The organism is Isoptericola sp. NPDC056578, assembly GCF_042793275.1.
Classification (GTDB): domain Bacteria; phylum Actinomycetota; class Actinomycetes; order Actinomycetales; family Cellulomonadaceae; genus Isoptericola.
On the sequence record NZ_JBHTVC010000001.1, the window covers coordinates 135,036 to 153,020 of the forward strand.

Sequence of the window (17,985 nt, forward strand, 5' to 3'; positions counted from 1 at the left end):
GGGGATGACGGTACTTGAGAACAGTTCTCAAGTCTGTCACTCTAGCGCCCTGATGAGAACCGTTCTCATGAAGGAGGCATCGATGTCCGCCCGCTGCCAGGTGCTCGGCACCGTGCCGGGGTTCGGCCACGCGATCTCGCACTCGCACGTGCGGACCAAGCGCCGGTGGGACCCCAACGTCCAGAAGAAGCGCTACTGGGTGCCCTCGCTCGGCCGCACCGTCACGCTGCGGGTGAGCGCCCGGGGCATCAAGACCATCGACCGCGACGGCATCGACGTCGTGGTCGCCAGGATCCAGGCACGAGGAGAGAAGGTCTGATGGCAACCCGCACCGACCTGCGCCCGGTCGTCAAGCTCCGCTCGACGGCGGGCACGGGCTTCACGTACGTCACCCGCAAGAACCGTCGCAACGACCCCGACCGTGTCGTGCTGCGCAAGTACGACCCGGTCGTGCGCCGGCACGTCGACTTCCGCGAGGAGCGCTGATGGCCAAGACGTCGAAGATCGCCGCCGACGCGCGGCGCCGCGACGTCGTCGAGCGGTACGCCGCCCGGCGGGCCGACCTGAAGCGCGTCGTCGCGTCGCCGTCGTCCACGGCGGAGGAGCGGGCCACGGCCGTCATGGAGCTGCAGCGTCAGCCCCGCGACGCGAGCCGCACCCGCCTGCGCCACCGCGACGTCGTCGACGGCCGCCCCCGCGGCTACCTGCGCCGCTTCGGCCTGTCCCGCATCCGCCTGCGCGAGCTGGCGCTGCGGGGCGAGCTGCCCGGCGTCACCAAGTCCAGCTGGTAGAGGAGACACCACCATGAAGCAGAGCATCCACCCCACCTACGGCCCCGTCGTCTTCCGCGACACCAGCGCCGGTACCGCGTTCCTCACGCGCTCCACGCTGGCGGGGGACGCCGCCTCCGGGCCCGGCCGCCCCACCCGCACGATCGAGTGGGAGGACGGGAACACCTACCCGGTGGTCGACGTCGAGATCTCGAGCGCCAGCCACCCGTTCTGGACGGGGGCCGCGCGCGTCGTCGACACCGCGGGCCGCGTCGAGAAGTTCCGCCGCCGCTACGGGCAGGGCGCCCGATGAAGGTCCGCGCCTCGCTGCGGTCGCTGAAGCGGCTGCCGGGCGCCAAGGTCGTCCGCCGCCGCGGCAGGACGTTCGTCATCAACAAGCAGAACCCCCGGTTCAACGCCCGCCAGGGCTGAACCGGGGGTTCCCCCCCGAGACCACCGAGACCGACGAGAGGAGCGGCCGTGGCCGTCCCCAAGCGCAAGACCTCCCGCTCGCGCACCCGCAGCAGGCGGGCCCGCTGGAAGGCCGCACCGACGGCCCTCGTGCCCGTCACCACGTCCGACGGCGTGGTGCAGGTCCCGCCGCGGCTCGCGCGCGCCGTGCGCCGGGGAGTGCCGCTGGCCTGACAGGATCGTCCGGACGACCGCGAGAGAGAAGGTGGACGATGGCGATCACCCTGTGCGTGCTGCTGTGGGCAGCCGACGGCGAGGCCCAGGCGCTGGCGGACTACGAGACCCAGGTGCTGGCGCTCGTGCCGCGGCACGGCGGGCGGGTGCTGCACCGCGTGACCAACGTGGCGCACACGGACGACGCCGCGCACGGCGCCGTCCAGCCGACCGAGGTGCAGCTCATCGAGATGCCTGACGAGGAGGCGCTCGCGGACTTCATGGCGGAACCCGACCGCGAGGCGCGGCTCGACGTGCGCGACCGCGCGATCGCGCGGACCGAGATCCTGCGCGTGCGTCCGGTGGGATGAGCGCACCCGGGGCGGGGCTGGCCCGGCAGTCCGCGATCTACCGGGCGGGGGTGCTGGGCCGGCGCCCCCGCGTCCCGACGAGCTCCGCGGCCCTGGAGCGGGCCGCCCGCCGGGCCTCCGGCGCGCGGGCCTGGGCGTACGTGGCGGGCGGCGCGGGCGAGGGCCGCACGATGCGGCGCAACCGGGAGGCGTTCGACCGTTGGGCGGTCGTGCCGCGCATGGCCGCCGGGGCCGTGGAGCGGGACGCGTCGGTCGAGCTGTTCGGCACCCGGCACGCGAGCCCCCTGCTGCTCGCTCCGGTGGGGGCGGCGGCGCTGCTGGGCGCCGACGCCGACCTCGCCGTCGCGCGCGCGGCCGCCGCGACCGGCGTCCCGTACGTGCTGTCCAACCAGGCCTGCCACCCCATGGAGGCGTGCGCGGCCGAGATGGGCGACGCGGCGCGCTGGTTCCAGCTCTACTGGAGCACCGACGAGGACCTCGTCGACTCGTTGATCGCGCGGGCCGAGGCGGCGGGCGCCGGCGCGCTCGTCGTCACGCTCGACACGACCGTGCTCGGGTGGCGCCCCCAGGACCTCGACCTCGGCTCGCTGCCGTTCGCCCGCGGCCTCGGCATCGCGCAGTACACGAGCGACCCGCGCTTCTCCGAGCTGGTGCGCGAGCGGGTCGCGCGGGCCGCGGCGTCCGGGGCGCGCGACGCCGTGCAGGTCACCGCCGGCGCGGTGCGCTCGCTGCTCGCCATGACGCGCGCCTACCCCGGGCGGTTCCGCGACAACCTGCGCTCGCCCGAGCCGCGCGCCGCCGTCGAGACGTTCCTCGACGTGTACTCCAACCCCGGCCTGTCGTGGGAGCACCTGGCCACGCTGCGCGACCGCACCCGGCTGCCGGTCGTGCTCAAGGGGATCCTGCACCCGGACGACGCGCGCCGGGCGTTCGACCTCGGCGTCGACGGGATCGTCGTGTCCAACCACGGCGGGCGGCAGGTGGACAACGCCGTCGCGTCGCTCGACGCGCTCGTCGCCGTGCGCGACGCCGTCGGCCCCGGCCCCACCGTGCTGCTCGACAGCGGGGTGCGGACCGGGGCCGACGTGCTGGTCGCCCTCGCCCTGGGGGCCGACGCCGTCCTGCTCGGGCGGCCGTACCTCTACGGGTACGCGGTGGCCGGGCAGGCCGGTGTCGAGGAGGTGATCCGCAACGTGCTCGCCGAGCTGGACCTCACGATGGCGCTCACCGGCGCGCGCGACGTCGCGGCCCTCACGCGGGACCTCGTGGTCCCGGCGAGCCCATGAGTCAGTCGGTCGTCACCTCGGCGACGACGCGCCCGGTGACCTCGTGGGCGCGGAGCTTGTCGAGGTACGCGGGGATCTCCTCGAAGGCGATCGTCGTGACCTGGGGCACGACGGCGCCCGACGCGAGCAGCTCGTAGACCTCGGCGACGTCGGCCTTGGTGCCGCCGTTCGAGCCGAGCACCCGCGCCTGCTTGAGGATGACGTCCATGGTGTCGAGCGTGAACTGGAGCCGGGCCATGCCGACCAGGACCACGGTGCCGTCCCGGCGGATCGCCTTGACCGCGTTCGTCGTCGTGGTGCCGAAGCCCGCGTAGTCGACGACGAGGTCGAAGTCCTGGCCCGCCCACTCGGCGGCATCCTTGACCACGCCCGCCGCGCCGATCGCCCGGGCCTGCTCCCACAGGGCCTCGTTGGGCTCCGCGACGTGCAGCTCCGCGCCGCGGACGACGGCCACCTGGGCGCCGATCTGACCGAGCCCGCCCAGCCCGATGACGCCGACCTTCTGGCCGGCCTCCAGGGCGCCGATCGTCGTGATCGCGTGGTAGGCGGTCATGCCGGCGTCGGTGCCGAGGGCGGCGAGCCCGAAGGAGAGGTCGTCGGGCATGCGGACCAGGTCGCCCGCGGCGACGCGGTGCTTCGGGGCGAAGCCGCCGTCGCGGCCGTAGCCGGGGGAGACGCCCGAGTCGCCGGTCGGGCAGACGCCGACACGGTCCCCGACGGCCCAGTCCGTGACGCCCTCGCCGACCGCGGAGACCACGCCCGCGATCTCGTGGCCCATCGTGATCGGGCGGTTCGGGATGATCGCGAGCCAGGTCTCGTCGTCGAGCACGCCGACGTCGGAGTGGCACAGCCCGGCGACGCGGACGTCGAGGACCACCTCACCGGGGCCGGGGGTGGGCTCGGCGATCTCCCGCAGCTCGAGCGGCTCGTGCGTGGTGGTGAACTGCCAGGCCTTCATGGTTTCCCTCGCTCCCGGTACGGATGCTTGTGAATGTCTTCACAATACAGCATCCAGGCCCCGGAGGAGGCCGCACGCGGCGGGGACGGGCTCGACGATCGTGACGGCGACGGTCTCGCGCAGGCGTCGCGCGGTCTCGCTGAGCGGCCCGCCGGCCACGATCACCGCCTCCGCCCCGCGACGCTCGGCCGCCCGGACCGCGTCGAGGAGCTGGCGGTACTGCTCCTCGGGGTCGGCGGCGAGCTCGAGCGGACCGTCGCGGGTGAGCTCCACGCCGGTGAACCCCGCGGAGCAGCCGTGCGCGGCGACGAGGTCGCCGAGCGCGCCGGCCAGCCGGTCCGTCGTCGTCACCATGCCGAAGCGGCGCCCGCCCGCCGCGGCGGCGAGCACCGACGCCTGCCCGATGCCCACCACGGGGACGTCGAGCTCGGCCGCGAGCGCGGCCCGGCCCGGGTCGCCGATCGCGGCGACGACGACGGCGTCGGGCCGGTCGCGCGCGACCACCTCGCGTACCGCGTCGAGCACGGCGGCCTCGGCCGCGACGAGCGCGTCGGGCTCGACGATCATGGCGGGGCCGTGCGCCGCCGTGACCTCGACGACGTCGGCCCCGACCGCCGCGAGCTCCGCCCGGGCGAGGTCGGCCATCATCGTCGTGGTGCGCCGGTTGGTGTTCGGGTTGACGAGCGCCACGAGCGGGCGGCGGTCACGGGGTCTTGTGGTCGACGTCGACGTCGGCATCGGCGGTCTCCTCCTCTTCCATGGGCTTGCCGAAGGTCTCCGGCGGGAACTGGACCACGACGGCGAGCACCACGAACAGCGCGGCGAGCACGCCGAACATCCCGACGATGCCGTACCGGTCGAAGACGGCGCCGCTGACCAGCGGGAACAGCCCGCCCGACAGCGAGCCGGCCGCGAGGATGATCGATGTGCCGAAGCCGCGCACGCGCGTCGGGTAGAGCTCGGGGGCGAACAGCCAGATCGTCGTGTTGAGCACGATGATCGCGAAGTTGAACGCGACGCCGAACAGCAGCACGAAGACGATGTCCTCCCCGAGCAGCGCGATGGCGAGCCCGGAGCCGCAGCCGATGACGGCGGCCGCCGTGAGCACCTTCTTGCGCGCGAGGCGCCTGGCGAGGAACGCCGCGGTGGCGGCGCCGAGCAGCGACCCGCTCTGCATGAGGAGCGTGAACCACAGGCTCTGGTTGAGCGCGTAGCCGGTGGCGACCAGGACGGTCGGCATGAGGGTGAGCATCGAGATCTGCGCCGCGTACGACATGGCGACGGCGACGACCAGCAGTATCGTGCGCCGGCGGTACGGGGCGCGGAACACCATCCGCCAGGCGCCGCGCGACGTCGGGGCGAGGGCGGCGGCCTGCACGGCGGGCTCGACGAGGAACTCCTCGGTCTCGACGCGCCCCGCGAGCCGGCCGCGGGCCATGCGGGTGAGCACCTCGTTGGCCTCCCGCAGCCGACCGGTGGCGGCGAGGTAGCGGGGCGTCTCGGGCACGTAGCGGCGGAACCACAGCACCAGCAGGGCCGGCAGGAAGAGCAGGCCGAACACCCAGCGCCACTTGTCGGGGCCGTCGAAGACGGTGAAGACGAGCACGCCGAACGCGGGGGCGAGCATGTTGCCGAGGCCGCCGGCGGTGACGTTGATGAGCCCGACGGCGGTGCCGCGGTGCCGGGCGGAGAAGAACTCGGCCATCATGATGACGGCCACGGCGATCTCGCCGCCGAGCCCGAAGCCGACGATGAACCGGCCGATCGCGAGCACGGCGTAGCTCGGCGCCAGCGCGCAGAGCAGCGAGCCGAGCGCGAAGACGATCAGGTTGATCGTCAGCATGTTGCGGCGGCCGAACCGGTCGACGATGAGGCCGGTCGCGATGCGTCCCAGCGCCGTCGCCGTGAACGTCATCGTGTTGAGGAAGCCGATCTCGGCGCCGCCGAGCCCCCAGCTCTCCTGCAGCACGGGGCCGGTGATGCCCACCGCGTTCTGCTCGAGCGCGTCGAAGAAGACGCCGAGCAGGATCATCACCACGATCTGCCGGTGCGCGGCGGTCACGCCGATCCGCTGGTAGGTGTTCTCGATCTGGTCCGGGATCGAGGCGGTCGGGGCCTCGCCCCGGGGTGCTGTCGTCGCCATGGTGCGTGTTCTCCTCGTCGAGAAACGTCGGGGCCGAGCGGTGACTTTCGGGGAATGGAAGACTTGTTCCGCAGAGCGCGGTATACCAAAGTTAGAGGGGGTGTCGTCGGGTGTCAACGCCCGGCCGGGCGCCGGGCCGCCACTCGTCGCGCTACCGCCCCCGGCGCCCCTCCTTGCGCGACGTCACCGAGCGCGGGGGCAGGGCCCGCATGTGGTCGCGCACCCGCGGCAGGACGTCGGCGAGCGCGGCCAGGTCGGCGTCGGAGAGCTGGTCGAAGAGCATCCGCCGGACGGCCTCGAGGTGGCCGGGCATCACCTGTTCCACGCGGCCGCGGCCGGCCGCGGTGATCTCCACGAGCGTCGCGCGCTGATCCTCCGGGTGGCGCGCGCGGGTGACGAGCCCCGCCTTCTCGAGGAGTCCCGCCTGGTGCGTCAGCCCGCTGCGGCTGTAGACGACGCCGTCGGCCAGGTCGGTCATCGTCGCCTGCCCGCCCTCGTCGACCAGGCGGGCGAGCACCTGGAACTGGACGTAGCTGAGGTCGCCGTCGGCGCGCAGGTGCTGCTCCACCGTGTGGTGCAGCAGCGCGGCGGACTCGACGAGGGCGAAGTAGGTCTGGAGCTCGCGGGGCGACAGGCCGGCGGGTGAGGTCATGCGCCCATCCTAGTTGCTTCGATGTCGAAGCAGTGTTAGCGTCCAAGTGTTACGACATCGAAGCAAATCTCGGAGGTTCTCATGCGTGCAGTGCGTTACTCGCGGTACGGCGACAGCGACGTCCTCGGCGTCCAGGAGGTCGGGGCGCCCGCGCCCGGCCCTGGCGAGGTGCTGGTGCAGGTCGCCGGGACCACCTTCAACCCGGTCGACGCCGGGATCCGGGCGGGCGGCCTGGCGCAGGTCTTCCCGCTGACGTTCCCGCACACGCCGGGCATCGACGTCGCGGGGACCGTCGTCGCCGTCGGGGACGGGGTGATCGTCCCCGCGGTCGGGCAGGCGGTGATCGGCTTCCTGCCCATGAACGAGGACGGTGCGGCCGCGGAGCTCGTCGTCGCCCCAGCCGCGGCGCTCGTCGCCGCACCTCGCTCGGTCGACCTGGCCGACGCCGCCGCGCTCCCCGTGGGAGGGCTCACGGCGTGGCAGGCGCTCTTCGACGCGGCGGGGTTCGAGGCTGGCTGGCGCGTCTTCGTGCACGGCGCCGAGGGCTCGGTCGGCGGGTACGCCGTCCAGCTCGCGCACCAGGCGGGCGCCCATGTCACCGCCACGGCAGGCGACCGCAGCGCCGCCCGGCTGACGGCCTACGGCGCCGACGAGCTGGTGCCGCGGCTCGACCTCGGCAGCTCGCCGCTGAGCGTCCCGGGCGCGCCGTTCGACGTCGTCCTCAACCTGGTCGGCACCAGCCCCGCGCAGACGGCGGCGCTGGCGGACCTCGTGGCCGACGGCGGCGCGCTGGTCAGCACCACCACCCCGCCGCCGCCCGAGGCCGGCCGCGGGATCCGCACTGCGCGGGTGTTCCTCGAGAGCCGGGCCGACCAGCTCGCGGCGCTCGTCGAGCGTGTCGACGCCGGCGACCTGGCCGTCCACGTCGCCGCCCGCCGTCCGCTGGCGGACCTGCGGGCGGTCCACGAGGAGGCCGCCGCGGGCCGGCTCGCGGGCAAGACCGTCCTGGTCCCGTGAGCCCGGGGCCGGCGGGCCGGCCCTCGGCTCAGGCCAGGAGGTCGGCCACGGCCTCCACGGTGCGCGGCACCCACCACGCCCAGTCGTGGCCGCCGGTCACGACCTGGGACGACACGTCCGCCCCGCGCAGCACCAGCGCGCGGGCCAGCTCCTCGGACGCGGCGGGCCCCTCGTACCGGCCCGCCTGCAGGCGCAGCCGCACGCGCGGCGCGACGCGCGCGAGCGGCTCCACGAGCGCCCCGGCCGGGTAGCGCCACAGCGACGGCGACTGCGCGACGGCGGCCCCGAGGGCCTCGGGGAAGCGGGCCACGGCGAACAGCGCGGACAGCCCGCCGAAGCTGGAGCCGGCGACGACGGTCCGGCGCGGGTCGGCGTCCACCCGGTGCCCGCCCAGGCGCTCGCGCCGCACCCGCGGCACCAGCACCTCGCCCACCCAGCGGGCGACGCCGCCGGGCACGCCCAGCACCCCCGCCCGGTCGGGGCCGGACGCGACCAGGACGACGGCGACGGGCGGCAGCGCCCCGGAGGCGACGGCGTCCGCGAGCACGCGCGCGGTGCCGAGCCGCTCCGCGTGCGCCTCGCCGTCGAGCAGCACGAGCAGCGGCAGCGGGTCGCCGGCGGGCCGCTCGGGCGCCCACCACCAGGCGCGCGGCTCGTCGTCGCTGGTGGGCAGTCGCCGCGGGACGGCGGAGGTGTCGCCGAACCCGGCCAGCCAGGGCCGCTCGCCCGCGCCCGGCAGCCACAGGGCCGAGCTCGCCAGGCCGCGGCCCGCGCCGTGACCGTGCGGGTTCAGCGGGTCGGCGCGGCCCGGGGCGCCCGGGTCGCGCAGGCCGTGGGTCCACCAGCCGGGCTGCTGCCGTCCGTCGTGGCCGCCGTCGTGCACCAGGAAGCGGTAGCTCGCCTCCCAGTCGTCCGGGACGTCGAACGTGCCCTGCCACCAGCCGTCCGGCCGCGGCGAGAGGTCGCAGGCCTCGGGGCGCTGCGGCTGCCACCAGCCGCTCGCGGCCAGCGCCACGGCCTGCGCCCCGGGGGCGTGCAGCCGGAACGTCACGTGCGCGCGCCCGCCCGGGCGCAGCACGACGTCCGGGCTGCGGCGGTCCGGCGGGGCGGGCAGCGGCGGCTCCGGCGCGCGGAGCACCTCGACCGTCGTCCGCGCGCCGGGCCGGGGGAGCGGCGTCCAGCCGTCCCAGCCCGTCACACCGGCACCACCAGCGGCAGCCCGGACACCGGGTGGTCGAGCACGCACACCTTCTGCCCGTACACCTCGGCGACGCGCTCCTCGGTGATCACGGCGCGCGGGTCGCCGTCGGCCACCAGGCGGCCGCCGTGGAACACGGCGACGCGGTCGGCGTACCGGGCGGCGAGGGTGAGGTCGTGCAGGACGACGACGACGCACGCGCCCGCGTCGGCGAGCCGACGCGACGTGCGCATCACCGCCTCCTGGTGGCGCAGGTCGAGGGCCGCGGTCGGCTCGTCGAGCAGCACCAGCGGCGTCTCCTGCGCCAGCACGCGCGCGAAGACGGTGCGCGCCAGCTCGCCGCCCGACAGCGTCGTGGCGTCGCGGCCGGCCAGCGGCTCCAGGTCGGCATCGGTCAGGGCGGCGTCGACCACGGGCTCGTCACGGTCGGACGCGCGGTGCGGGATGCGGCCCATCGCGACGATCTCGCGGACGCTGAACGAGAACCGCACGTCGTGCTGCTGCACCATGACCGACCGCTCCCGGGCGAGGTCCGCGGCCCGCCAGTCCTGCGGCGCGCGGCCCGCGACGAGCAGCCGGCCCGACGTCGGTGTCCGGTCGCCGGACACGAGGCCGAGCATCGTGGACTTGCCCGCACCGTTGGGCCCGACGAGCGCCACGACGCTGCCGCCGTGCAGCTCCAGGGACACGTCGTCGAGCAGGGTGTGCTCCCCGACGCGGAACCCCACGCCCTGCGCCTGGACGACGGGCGCCTGCACGACCGGTGCGCTCATGCCCCGGCCCCCGGCCGCTCGCGCAGCACGAGCCACAGGAAGAACGGCGCGCCGAGGGCGGACGTGAACAGCCCGATCGGCACCTCCGACGGCGGTGCGACGGTCCGCGCGGCGGTGTCGGCGAGCACGATCAGCAGGCCGCCCACCAGCGCGGACATCGGGATCAGCGCGCGGTGCGCGGGCCCGAACGCCATCCGCACGATGTGCGGCACGACCAGCCCGACGAACCCGATGATCCCCGCGAACGCCACGGTGACGGCGGTGAGCAGCGCGGTCACGACGACCAGCACCGCCCGCGCCCGCGTCACGTCGAGCCCCAGGTGCCGGGCCTGCCGCTCGCCGAGGGTCAGCATGTCGAGGCGGCGGTGCATGGCGACCAGCACCGCGACGCCGGCGGCCACCACCACGGCCCCGATCGCGAGCTCCGTCCAGTCCACGGAGGCGAGCGAGCCCATCTGCCAGAAGACGATGTCGCGGAGCTGGTCGTCGTCGGCCATGAAGGTGCAGAACCCGGTGATCGACGCGCACGCGGCGCCGACCGCGATGCCCACCAGCAGCAGCCGGGACGTGCCGGTGCCGCGGCCGGGCCGAGCGAGCGCGTAGATGAGGCCGGTGGCGAGCAGGCCGCCGGCGAACGCCGCCGCGGGCACCGCCCACGCGGAGCCGCCCGCCGCGGGCAGCGCGACGATCGCGAGCACCGCCCCGGCGGACGCGCCGCCGCTCACGCCGATGACGCCCGGGTCGGCGAGCGGGTTGTTGAACAGGCTCTGCAGCGCCGCGCCCGACGCCGCCAGCGCCGCGCCGGCCAGCGAGCCGAAGAGCACGCGCGGCATGCGCAGGTCCATGACGACGGTCGTGGCGAGGCGCTCGCCGCCGTCGCCCGCGCCGAACAGCTCGTGGGCGACGACGGCGACGACGTCGCGGGGCGCGAGCGCGATCGGGCCGACGCCGATCGACAGCACGACGGCGGCGAGCAGCAGCACGCCTCCGACGGCCACGCCGGCGGCGAGAGGTGCGCGGCGGACGGACCCGGTGCGGAGGCTCACTCCGCCGTCTCGGCGAGCGCCCGCGCGAGGGCGAGGGCGCCGGCGCCGGAGGCGGGCCCGCTCACCTTGATCTGGTCGTCCGGCATGACGATCACGCGGTCCGCCTGGCCGGCGGGGGTGTCGAGCAGGGTCGGGAAGGCGGCGGCGAAGCCCTCGAGCCCGCCCCACTCCTCGAGGTCGGCGGTGCCCAGCAGGATGACGTCGGGGTCGGTGCCGAGCAGGCCCTCGTCGCTGTAGTCGCGCGAGAAGCCGCGCAGCTTCGCCTCGACGCCCACGCTGGTCACGCCGAGCGCCTCGGCGACGTCGGCCCCGGCGGTGCCCGTGCCGACGACGGCGTTCGCGCCGCCCGCGCCGGACGACGTCACCTGGAGCACGCGCAGGTCGCCGAGCCCGGACGCGGTCTCGGACGCCTCGGAGAGCTGCGCGTCGACGTCCGCGGCGAGCTCCTCGCCCGCCTCGTCGACGCCGAGGTAGGACGCGACGGCGCGGATCTTGTCGCCGGTGCTCTGCTGGTCGTCCACGACGACGGCATCGACCCCGGCCTTGCGGAACTGGGCCGCGACGTCGCCGTGGCGGGCGGTGTTGTTGCCGATGAACAGCGTGCCGCCCACCGAGAGCAGGCCCTCGGTGCCGGTCTCCTGGCTGAACTCGTACTGCTCGGGCGCGGCGAGGGAGATCTCGGACGCGCTGTTGGTCGGGGCTGCGTACACGAGGTCGGCGAGGCCGAGGCCGCCGAGGATCTCCGCGACGTCGTCGCCGCCCACGATGATCCTGCTCGCGTCGGTCACGGTGACCTCCGTGCCGGTGCCGTCCACCACGTCGACGGGCAGCGCGGGCTCGGCCTCGACCGACGGCACGTCCGACCCGGCGGCGAAGGTCCAGCCGTCGGGCAGGTTCTCCGGTGCCGCGACGTCGGTGGCGGCACCGGAGGCGGAGGCGTCGGGCGCGTTCCCGGGGGTGTCGGCGTCGGCGGGCGAGCAGGCGGCGAGACCGAGAGCCAGCGCGGCGACGGCGAGGGAGGGAGCGAGACGGGACCGGGTGCGCACGGGGGCTCCTGGTGGACGGGCCGGACGAGAGCCCGGCAGCGACTAAGGCAAGGCAACCCTAAACAGTTGCCCGATGGTCGCGTAAGCCTCCGGCGAGTGGGGTCGTTCACACCCCGGTGTCAGATCGGCGGAACCGGGTCACGCCGTCGCGGGCATGTCCCGCCCCGAGATGAGGAGCTCCTCCGGGAAGCAGTAGCCCCAGTGCTCGCCGGGCTCGAGGGACCGCATCACGGGGTGGGCGCTGGCGTGGAAGTGCGCCGTCGCGTGCTTCGACGGCGACGAGTCGCAGCAGCCCACGTGCCCGCACTCCAGGCAGGCCCGCAGGTGCACCCACGTGCCGCCGGCGGCCACGCACTCGGGGCACTCGCCGGTGGTCTCGGGCGGGACGGGGGCGATCTGGTCGAGGTGCTCGCACGTGGTCGTCATGTCGCGTCCCTCTCGTCGGGTGTCGCCGTGGGGCGGCGGACGCCGCGACTGCGAGTCTAGGGAGACCTCCGGACGACGGTGACGTCCGCCGCGCTGCGCTCCGGGCAACCGGCTAGCGTGTCGACATGCCCGCAGGCACTCCGCTCCCGAGCGGTTCCGACGACGCCCGCGAACGCACGGCCGTCATCGTGGAGGACGATCCGGACATCCGCGAGCTGCTCGACGCGGTGCTCACCCAGGCCGGGTTCGCCACGTACACGGCCGCCGCCGGCCGTCCGGGCGTGGACCTGGTCCACGAGGTCGACCCGCTGGTCACGACGCTCGACGTGAGCCTGCCCGACATCGACGGCTTCGAGGTCTGCCGGCGCATCCGGGCCGTCTCGGACACCTACGTGGTCATGCTGACGGCGCGCACCGACGAGATCGACGCCCTCATGGGCCTGGACGCCGGCGCCGACGACTATCAGACCAAGCCGTTCCGCCCGCGCGAGCTGCGGGCGCGGATCGAGGCGATGCTCCGCCGCCCTCGTCGTGCCGAGCCTCCGGCCGCGACGCCGCCGGTGGTGCCGGGACCCGACCTCGGGCACGACGCCGCGACGGTCGTCGCGGGCGGCCTCGTCGTCGACGTCCCGGGGCGCGTCGTCGACGTCGACGGTGCGGAGGTTCCCCTCACGCGCAGCGAGTTCGACCTCCTGGCCGCGCTCGCAGGCGCCCCGGGCCGGGTGCTCGCCAAGGACGCGCTCGTGCGTGTCCTGTGGGGCGACGCGTACGACGTCGGGACCCCGGTGACGGACGCCGACCGGCGCAGCGTCGAGGTCCACCTCGCCAACCTGCGCCGCAAGCTCGGCGACGACCCGGCCGCACCACGGTGGATCCGCACCGTGCGTGGCGTCGGCTACCGGTTCGACCACCGTCCCTGAGCGAGGGTCGACACGACGAGCAGCGTCGCGGACCGCGACTGCGCGGACACGTCGTCCAGGTGGCGGCGCGCGCCCGGCACACCGTCGTGGCCCAGCGCCTCCAGGGCTCGGTCGGCCGCGCCCGCGAGACCCTCGACGCCCAGCATGGTCGAGGTGCAGCCGAAGGAGAGCAGGGCGTCCCGGACCGCCTCGTGGTCGCCGCGGCGCAGGGCCCGGTCCAGCGCGCCGACCCGCCCCGCCAGGAGCCCGACCCACGACGCCGCGAACCGGGCCACGGCGGCACGGTCGCCGTCCAGCTCGTCGGCGAGGGAGGACCAGGCGGCGTCGAGGGCGGCGGCCTCCGAGGGGTCGGGGGTGACGGGCGCGTTCACGCCCGCAGCCCGTGGTGGCGGCGCAGCAGCCGTCGCACCATGACCACCGTCTGCAGCACGGTGATCACGCCGAGGACCGGCCAGCCGACCGCGAGCGCGGCGGACTGCGCCGCCGTCGGGAGGAGCGTCCACGCCCACACGACACCGGCGAGCGCGACGGCCGCGACGACGAGCGGGGTGAGGTACGCCCAGCCGGCGCCGCGCTCGGCCTTGGCCTGCGCCGCCCAGTTGTCCGTGCGGGACCTCGACAGGAACTTCGACCAGGCGCGGACGAAGTGCCCGATGCGGATCCACATGTACAGCTCGGCGGGCACGAGCGTGGCGGCGAACAGGACGTCGCGCCACGTGCGGTCGCGCATGGTCAGCGCGATGCGCACGTTGAGCGCGACGGCGACGACCGGCGGCACCAGCCAGACGGGGGAGAACTCGAAGGCGCCGATGCTCAGCGCGCCGGCGAGGAGCAGGCCGAACAGCAGGCGCGTGGCGGCGTTGACGACCATGCCGATGTTCTCCGTCCAGCGCAGCCGCAGGTTCGGGTGGAACGGCTGGCCGCGCGTGTCGCCGCGCTGTCCGGGCCACATGAGGTCGATCGCGCCGTAGTTCCACTTGACCTGCTGGCCGTCGAGCGCCCGCAGGGTGGTCATGCCACCCACCACGGCACGGGCCGTGGCGCTGATCTTCGTGGAGTACCCGAGCGACTTGATCTGCAGGCTCAGCAGCGAGTCCTCGACCTCCGAGTCGCTCACCCAGGGCGCGCGCTGGTGGTGGGCCAGCATGACGTCCTCGAGCGCCGACATGCGGAACAGCGAGGCCTGCCCGCCGAGGACGGCCATGTTCCGGCCGCGCAGCAGGTTCTGCATGGTGAAGGCCGCGAACTGCGCGCGCTGACCGGTGAGCAGGAAGCGGGCGAAGGGGCCCCGGGGGGTGGTGTCGACCGTGTAGATCGCGGAGATGCCGCCGATGCGCGGGTCCGCCTCCATCTCGGCCTCGAGCTGCTCGAGGGCGGTCTTCGCCAGGACGGTGTCGCCGTCCACGCCGAGCAGGTAGTCGGCGCCGCGCACGAGTCGGTAGCCGTAGTTGAGGGCGCCGACCTTCTTGTCGGGCACCTGCCCCATGTCGTGCACGTAGACGCGGGTCGTCTGCTCGCGGCCCCGCCGCATGACCGTGTGCTCGCCGGCCAGCCGGGACGCCTTCCGGAACGTCTTGTCCGTCGTGTTGTTCACGACGACGTGGATCACGTCGGGCAGGCGCGTCTGGCGGAGCAGCCCCTTGAGGACGGCCTTGATCGTGGCCCCCTCGTTGTACGCGGGGACGACCGCGCCGATGGTGGCCCGCCGCGGGGCCTCGGCGACGACGAGCTCGGACGGCGTGAACTCGTACCGGTCGAGCTCGGTGCCGAGCGCGAGGGGCAGGTCGAGCACGGGCGACGTGCCGGGCTCGGTGAGGGTGGCGGTCATGGCGGGCTCCGTCGTGTTCCGGGATCGAGGTCGTTCGAGATTCAACGACCGCCATCCTCCGGACCGAACCCGCGTGGACCGTCGGGGTCGCCGCAAGGAATCCTCAGGATCGGCTCAGGATCGCGCGACGAGGTCCGCGCGGGCCGTGCGCACCAGCTCCGCGAGCGCGTCCGCGCCGCCCGCCGCCCGGCCCTCGGCGACCTCCAGGACGATCGTGTCGCCGTCGAGCTCGACCGGGCGGTCGAGCAGCTCGCGACGGACGTCCGACACCCAGCCGGCGTCGTCGACGCCGTCGGGGAGCACCACCAGCACCTCGTCACGCGCGGCCCGGTCCGACCCGGCCGCGCCCCCGGCGGGGAGCAGCCTCAGCACGACGTCCGCCAGGTGCGCCCACGCCTGCTCACGCCCCTCGGGGCCGAACGCGTCCCGGACGGCGGCGCCGTCCCGGCAGCGCAGGGCCACCACGCGCACCGGCGTGACCGCCGGCCTGCCCCCCGGGTCGGTGACGGTCCGGCCGAGGTGCGCCAGCGTCCGCGTGCCGAGCACCGGGTCGAAGCGGACGGCCGCCGCCACGGTGGTCTCGCGGGTGCGGAGCGCCATCATCGCGAACGCGCCCACGAGGACGAGGACGAGATTGACGAGCGTGGTGGTCGTGGTCGGGAACCAGCGCTCGAAGGTGGGGGACGTGGGGCCCCCCGCCGCGAACACCACCGCCCGGGCCGCGTAGAACGCGCTCGCGACGGCGCAGGTGAACCCCAGCGCCACGGCCTCCGGCGCCCGGCGTGCCGCGGGACCGGCACGGCCGAGGAGCTCGACCGCGGCGAGCATCGACCACGCCGCGACCCCGAGCAGGTAGGCGAGGCCACCCGCCCACGGGCCCCCGTCCGGCCCGTCGACGAGGGCGGCGAGCGCGACGACGACGGCCGACGTCGCGACGACCCAGAGCAGCGAGCGGCGGCCCGCCCGGGCACGCGCCCCCGCCCAGATCGCGCCGAGGGACAGGACGAAGGCGCCGTTGCCGAGGCCGGTGGCCCACCAGGTGGCGGCGGACGCACCGCCCGCCAGGTAGGCGAAGGTCGTGACGATCGCGGCGAGGAAGGTGAGGGTCCAGCACCGGTCGACGACGTCGGTGCGCGTCCGCCGGACCACGCCCACGACGTAGAGCGTGGACACCACCAGCAGGACCACCGGCGTGACCACCAGCAGCGTCGTCTCGTCCAGCCCGCTCATCCCGCACCTCCCGCCGTGCCGGTCGGGCGGCCCGTGGCGGCCGGGAGCCGGACCGCGACCGTCGTGCCGACCCCGGGCTCGCTCGTCAGGCCGATCGTCCCGCCGTGCGCCTCGACCACCTGACGGCAGATGTGCAGGCCGAGGCCGGTGCCGTGCCGGGTGCCCTGCCGCACGGCGGGCGCACGGTAGAAGCGGGCGAAGACGCGTTCGACGTCGTCGGGTGCGATGCCGACGCCCTCGTCCCGGACCTCGAGGACGACGGTCGCCCCGTCGTCGTCGACCGCGGCCGACACGGTGCCGCCCGCGTCGGAGTACTTCACGGCGTTCGACAGCACGTTGTCCACCACCTGGCGCAGCATCGCCGCGTCGCCCCGCACGCGCGCGCCGCCCGCAGGGCCGCGGTGCACCACCACCCGCAGGCCGGCGCTCGCGGCGAGGGGACCGATGGTGGTGACGGCCTCGTCGACCACGGCGGCGAGGTCCACCTCCTCGCGTGCCGGGTCCAGCTCGCCGCCGCGCGTCGCGGCGGCCGTCAGCAGACCGTTCACGAGAGCGAGGAGCCGGTCGGCGTTGCGTGCCGCCACGTCGACGTGGCGCACGACCTCCGGGAGCGCCCCCGGGACGTCCGCGGCGAGCTCGAGATGGCCGACGATCGAGGTCAGCGGCGTCCGCAGCTCGTGCGACGCGGCGGCGACGAAGTCCTCCTTGAGCTCGAGCGCGCTGACCTGGTCGGTGAGGTCCTCGAACGTGACGACGGCGAGCCGTCCGCCGGTGCCCGGGTCGGCCCGTGCCAGCTGCACGACGGACGTGCGCAGCGCCCGGCGTCCGGTGGGCAGCGGCCACCAGGCCACGTCGCCGGTCAGCGAGTCGCCGGACACGGCGCGCTCGACCGGCCCGGCCGCGGACCAGGAGCCGTCCAGCGCGGTGGGCCGCAGGTCGGGCAGGTCCTGGACGTGGAGGCCGGGACGGAGCATGCCGTCCGTGGCGTCGACGGCCAGGCGGTTCACGAGCACGATGCGGCCGTCGGCGTCGAGCAGGAGGATGCCCACCCCCGCGGTGCCCACCACGGCCTCCAGCAGGCGCCGTTCGGCGCCGAGCTCCGCGGCGGCCCGACGCAGCTGCGCGCCCTGGCGTCGCAGCAGGAGGTTGCGGGCGTCGGACCGACGCTGGATGGCGCCCACGGACAGGGCGACGGCGGAGAGGACCACGGGCACGAGCGCGACCCTGGCGAGCTGGCTCGACGTCGTGACCGCGCCCGTCGCGACGGTGGGCAACCAGGTGACGGCGAACGCCCCCGCGACGGCGAGCCCGACGCCGACCCGGCCCTGCCGCTGGGCCAGCCACAGCACGGGGAAGACGGCCAGGAGGGACACGGGCGCGTCGGCGGACACGAGCAGGGCGGTGGCCGTCAGGTCCAGCAGCGGCACCGCGATCTCGGCACGACGGCCGAGTCGGTGCCACGGGACGAGGAGCGTCGCCGCCAGCGCCACGACCAGGACCACCACGCCGGCGACGTACCAGCCCTCGGTCACGGTGGAGCGGTCGTAGACGGTGAGCCCGACCGTCGCGAGGGCGGCCGTCGCCAGGAACGGGAGGTGGACGACGAGCACACCGGACCGCCGGACGGGCAGCGGCTCCGCGCGACGTGCCTCGGCGTCAGCTCGCATCCGTCGACAGTAGCGACGGCGCCTGCGTGC

General features: G+C 75.1%; 23 protein-coding genes. 10 read left to right on the forward strand and 13 right to left on the reverse strand.

Annotated elements, in window-relative coordinates:
* The first annotated feature begins 82 nt into the window (after positions 1-82).
* The 8 genes from rpmB to ACFQ80_RS00695 are packed head-to-tail and all read left to right on the forward strand — an operon-like array spanning position 83 to position 3,051.
* A complete protein-coding gene (gene rpmB, locus ACFQ80_RS00660) occupies positions 83-319 on the forward strand; it encodes a 50S ribosomal protein L28 (RefSeq protein WP_429730821.1) in 237 nt (78 codons plus the stop codon).
* Complete coding sequence (gene rpmG / locus ACFQ80_RS00665) at positions 319-486, forward strand: 50S ribosomal protein L33 (RefSeq protein WP_430549294.1); 168 nt, start codon at positions 319-321, stop codon at positions 484-486. The genes rpmB and rpmG overlap by 1 nt, the downstream gene beginning before the upstream one ends.
* On the forward strand, positions 486-791 hold the full coding sequence (gene rpsN / locus ACFQ80_RS00670) for a 30S ribosomal protein S14 (protein ID WP_430549293.1): 306 nt from the start codon (positions 486-488) through the stop codon (positions 789-791). Before rpmG ends, rpsN begins: the two co-directional genes overlap by 1 nt.
* Positions 792-804: 13 nt before the next feature.
* A complete protein-coding gene (locus tag ACFQ80_RS00675; RefSeq protein WP_429730811.1) occupies positions 805-1,083 on the forward strand; it encodes a type B 50S ribosomal protein L31 in 279 nt (92 codons plus the stop codon).
* A complete protein-coding gene (ykgO, locus tag ACFQ80_RS00680) occupies positions 1,080-1,202 on the forward strand; it encodes a type B 50S ribosomal protein L36 (RefSeq protein ID WP_430562174.1) in 123 nt (40 codons plus the stop codon). The genes ACFQ80_RS00675 and ykgO overlap by 4 nt, the downstream gene beginning before the upstream one ends.
* A gap of 48 nt (positions 1,203-1,250) precedes the next feature.
* Positions 1,251-1,415, forward strand: a complete 165-nt coding sequence (rpmF, locus tag ACFQ80_RS00685) for a 50S ribosomal protein L32 (RefSeq protein ID WP_430549292.1) — start codon at positions 1,251-1,253, stop codon at positions 1,413-1,415.
* A gap of 38 nt (positions 1,416-1,453) precedes the next feature.
* Positions 1,454-1,765 (forward strand): DUF1330 domain-containing protein, encoded by a 312-nt coding sequence (locus tag ACFQ80_RS00690; RefSeq protein ID WP_430562175.1) that lies wholly within the window; start codon positions 1,454-1,456, stop codon positions 1,763-1,765.
* The gene (locus ACFQ80_RS00695) at positions 1,762-3,051 is read left to right on the forward strand and encodes an alpha-hydroxy-acid oxidizing protein (protein WP_430562176.1); all 1,290 of its coding nucleotides are present in this window, start codon (positions 1,762-1,764) and stop codon (positions 3,049-3,051) included. Before ACFQ80_RS00690 ends, ACFQ80_RS00695 begins: the two co-directional genes overlap by 4 nt.
* Position 3,052: 1 nt before the next feature.
* Here the strand turns inward: ACFQ80_RS00695 and ACFQ80_RS00700 are convergent, their stop codons facing one another.
* The 4 genes from ACFQ80_RS00700 to ACFQ80_RS00715 form a co-directional block, all read right to left on the reverse strand.
* Positions 3,053-4,009: a zinc-binding dehydrogenase gene (locus ACFQ80_RS00700; protein ID WP_430562177.1), complete on the reverse strand. Its 957-nt coding sequence runs from the start codon at positions 4,007-4,009 to the stop codon at positions 3,053-3,055.
* Positions 4,010-4,048: 39 nt separating this feature from the next.
* Positions 4,049-4,747, reverse strand: a complete 699-nt coding sequence (locus ACFQ80_RS00705; protein WP_430562178.1) for an aspartate/glutamate racemase family protein — start codon at positions 4,745-4,747, stop codon at positions 4,049-4,051.
* Positions 4,713-6,152: an MFS transporter gene (locus ACFQ80_RS00710; protein ID WP_430562179.1), complete on the reverse strand. Its 1,440-nt coding sequence runs from the start codon at positions 6,150-6,152 to the stop codon at positions 4,713-4,715. Before ACFQ80_RS00710 ends, ACFQ80_RS00705 begins: the two co-directional genes overlap by 35 nt.
* Positions 6,153-6,303: 151 nt before the next feature.
* Positions 6,304-6,804 carry a MarR family winged helix-turn-helix transcriptional regulator gene (locus tag ACFQ80_RS00715; RefSeq protein ID WP_430562180.1) on the reverse strand — a complete coding sequence of 167 codons (501 nt, stop codon included), beginning with the start codon at positions 6,802-6,804 and terminating at the stop codon, positions 6,304-6,306.
* A gap of 81 nt (positions 6,805-6,885) precedes the next feature.
* On the opposite strand from ACFQ80_RS00715, the gene ACFQ80_RS00720 reads away from it, so the two are divergent.
* Positions 6,886-7,821, forward strand: coding sequence for an NADP-dependent oxidoreductase (locus tag ACFQ80_RS00720; RefSeq protein WP_430562181.1), 936 nt, complete (start codon positions 6,886-6,888; stop codon positions 7,819-7,821).
* A 28-nt stretch (positions 7,822-7,849) separates the two neighbouring features.
* Here ACFQ80_RS00720 and ACFQ80_RS00725 read toward each other — a convergent pair whose 3' ends face one another.
* From ACFQ80_RS00725 to ACFQ80_RS00745, 5 genes are all read right to left on the reverse strand, one after another.
* Positions 7,850-9,019 carry an alpha/beta hydrolase-fold protein gene (locus tag ACFQ80_RS00725; RefSeq protein WP_430562182.1) on the reverse strand — a complete coding sequence of 390 codons (1,170 nt, stop codon included), beginning with the start codon at positions 9,017-9,019 and terminating at the stop codon, positions 7,850-7,852.
* Complete coding sequence (locus tag ACFQ80_RS00730) at positions 9,016-9,792, reverse strand: heme ABC transporter ATP-binding protein (protein ID WP_430562183.1); 777 nt, start codon at positions 9,790-9,792, stop codon at positions 9,016-9,018. The genes ACFQ80_RS00725 and ACFQ80_RS00730 overlap by 4 nt, the downstream gene beginning before the upstream one ends.
* Complete coding sequence (locus ACFQ80_RS00735; protein ID WP_430562184.1) at positions 9,789-10,838, reverse strand: FecCD family ABC transporter permease; 1,050 nt, start codon at positions 10,836-10,838, stop codon at positions 9,789-9,791. The genes ACFQ80_RS00730 and ACFQ80_RS00735 overlap by 4 nt, the downstream gene beginning before the upstream one ends.
* Positions 10,835-11,884, reverse strand: a complete 1,050-nt coding sequence (locus ACFQ80_RS00740) for an ABC transporter substrate-binding protein (protein WP_430562185.1) — start codon at positions 11,882-11,884, stop codon at positions 10,835-10,837. The genes ACFQ80_RS00735 and ACFQ80_RS00740 overlap by 4 nt, the downstream gene beginning before the upstream one ends.
* Before the next feature lie 138 nt (positions 11,885-12,022).
* Entirely contained in the window at positions 12,023-12,310 is a 288-nt protein-coding gene (locus ACFQ80_RS00745; RefSeq protein ID WP_430562186.1) for a UBP-type zinc finger domain-containing protein, read from the reverse strand.
* 125 nt (positions 12,311-12,435) lie between these two features.
* Between ACFQ80_RS00745 and ACFQ80_RS00750 the strand changes: the two genes are divergently transcribed.
* Entirely contained in the window at positions 12,436-13,230 is a 795-nt protein-coding gene (locus tag ACFQ80_RS00750; protein WP_430562187.1) for a response regulator, read from the forward strand.
* Here the strand turns inward: ACFQ80_RS00750 and ACFQ80_RS00755 are convergent.
* From ACFQ80_RS00755 to ACFQ80_RS00770, 4 genes are all read right to left on the reverse strand, one after another.
* Positions 13,206-13,601, reverse strand: coding sequence for a hypothetical protein (locus ACFQ80_RS00755; protein ID WP_430562188.1), 396 nt, complete (start codon positions 13,599-13,601; stop codon positions 13,206-13,208). The genes ACFQ80_RS00750 and ACFQ80_RS00755 overlap by 25 nt on opposite strands.
* Complete coding sequence (locus ACFQ80_RS00760) at positions 13,598-15,058, reverse strand: glycosyltransferase family 2 protein (RefSeq protein WP_430562189.1); 1,461 nt, start codon at positions 15,056-15,058, stop codon at positions 13,598-13,600. The genes ACFQ80_RS00755 and ACFQ80_RS00760 overlap by 4 nt, the downstream gene beginning before the upstream one ends.
* A gap of 114 nt (positions 15,059-15,172) precedes the next feature.
* On the reverse strand, positions 15,173-16,288 hold the full coding sequence (locus ACFQ80_RS00765; RefSeq protein WP_430562190.1) for a hypothetical protein: 1,116 nt from the start codon (positions 16,286-16,288) through the stop codon (positions 15,173-15,175).
* The gene (locus tag ACFQ80_RS00770; RefSeq protein WP_430562191.1) at positions 16,285-17,955 is read right to left on the reverse strand and encodes a sensor histidine kinase; all 1,671 of its coding nucleotides are present in this window, start codon (positions 17,953-17,955) and stop codon (positions 16,285-16,287) included. Before ACFQ80_RS00770 ends, ACFQ80_RS00765 begins: the two co-directional genes overlap by 4 nt.
* Between the last annotated feature and the right edge of the window lie 30 nt (positions 17,956-17,985).

Coding starts and splice junctions, on each gene's coding strand:
- rpmB (WP_429730821.1), top strand. CDS start 83: ATGTCCGCCCGCTGCCAGGTGCTCGGCACCGTGCCGGGGTTCGGCCAC.
- rpmG (WP_430549294.1), top strand. CDS start 319: ATGGCAACCCGCACCGACCTGCGCCCGGTCGTCAAGCTCCGCTCGACG.
- rpsN (WP_430549293.1), top strand. CDS start 486: ATGGCCAAGACGTCGAAGATCGCCGCCGACGCGCGGCGCCGCGACGTC.
- ACFQ80_RS00675 (WP_429730811.1), top strand. CDS start 805: ATGAAGCAGAGCATCCACCCCACCTACGGCCCCGTCGTCTTCCGCGAC.
- ykgO (WP_430562174.1), top strand. CDS start 1,080: ATGAAGGTCCGCGCCTCGCTGCGGTCGCTGAAGCGGCTGCCGGGCGCC.
- ACFQ80_RS00690 (WP_430562175.1), top strand. CDS start 1,454: ATGGCGATCACCCTGTGCGTGCTGCTGTGGGCAGCCGACGGCGAGGCC.
- ACFQ80_RS00695 (WP_430562176.1), top strand. CDS start 1,762: ATGAGCGCACCCGGGGCGGGGCTGGCCCGGCAGTCCGCGATCTACCGG.
- ACFQ80_RS00700 (WP_430562177.1), bottom strand. CDS start 4,009: ATGAAGGCCTGGCAGTTCACCACCACGCACGAGCCGCTCGAGCTGCGG.
- ACFQ80_RS00705 (WP_430562178.1), bottom strand. CDS start 4,747: ATGCCGACGTCGACGTCGACCACAAGACCCCGTGACCGCCGCCCGCTC.
- ACFQ80_RS00710 (WP_430562179.1), bottom strand. CDS start 6,152: ATGGCGACGACAGCACCCCGGGGCGAGGCCCCGACCGCCTCGATCCCG.
- ACFQ80_RS00715 (WP_430562180.1), bottom strand. CDS start 6,804: ATGACCTCACCCGCCGGCCTGTCGCCCCGCGAGCTCCAGACCTACTTC.
- ACFQ80_RS00720 (WP_430562181.1), top strand. CDS start 6,886: ATGCGTGCAGTGCGTTACTCGCGGTACGGCGACAGCGACGTCCTCGGC.
- ACFQ80_RS00730 (WP_430562183.1), bottom strand. CDS start 9,792: ATGAGCGCACCGGTCGTGCAGGCGCCCGTCGTCCAGGCGCAGGGCGTG.
- ACFQ80_RS00745 (WP_430562186.1), bottom strand. CDS start 12,310: ATGACGACCACGTGCGAGCACCTCGACCAGATCGCCCCCGTCCCGCCC.
- ACFQ80_RS00750 (WP_430562187.1), top strand. CDS start 12,436: ATGCCCGCAGGCACTCCGCTCCCGAGCGGTTCCGACGACGCCCGCGAA.
- ACFQ80_RS00760 (WP_430562189.1), bottom strand. CDS start 15,058: ATGACCGCCACCCTCACCGAGCCCGGCACGTCGCCCGTGCTCGACCTG.
- ACFQ80_RS00765 (WP_430562190.1), bottom strand. CDS start 16,288: ATGAGCGGGCTGGACGAGACGACGCTGCTGGTGGTCACGCCGGTGGTC.
- ACFQ80_RS00770 (WP_430562191.1), bottom strand. CDS start 17,955: ATGCGAGCTGACGCCGAGGCACGTCGCGCGGAGCCGCTGCCCGTCCGG.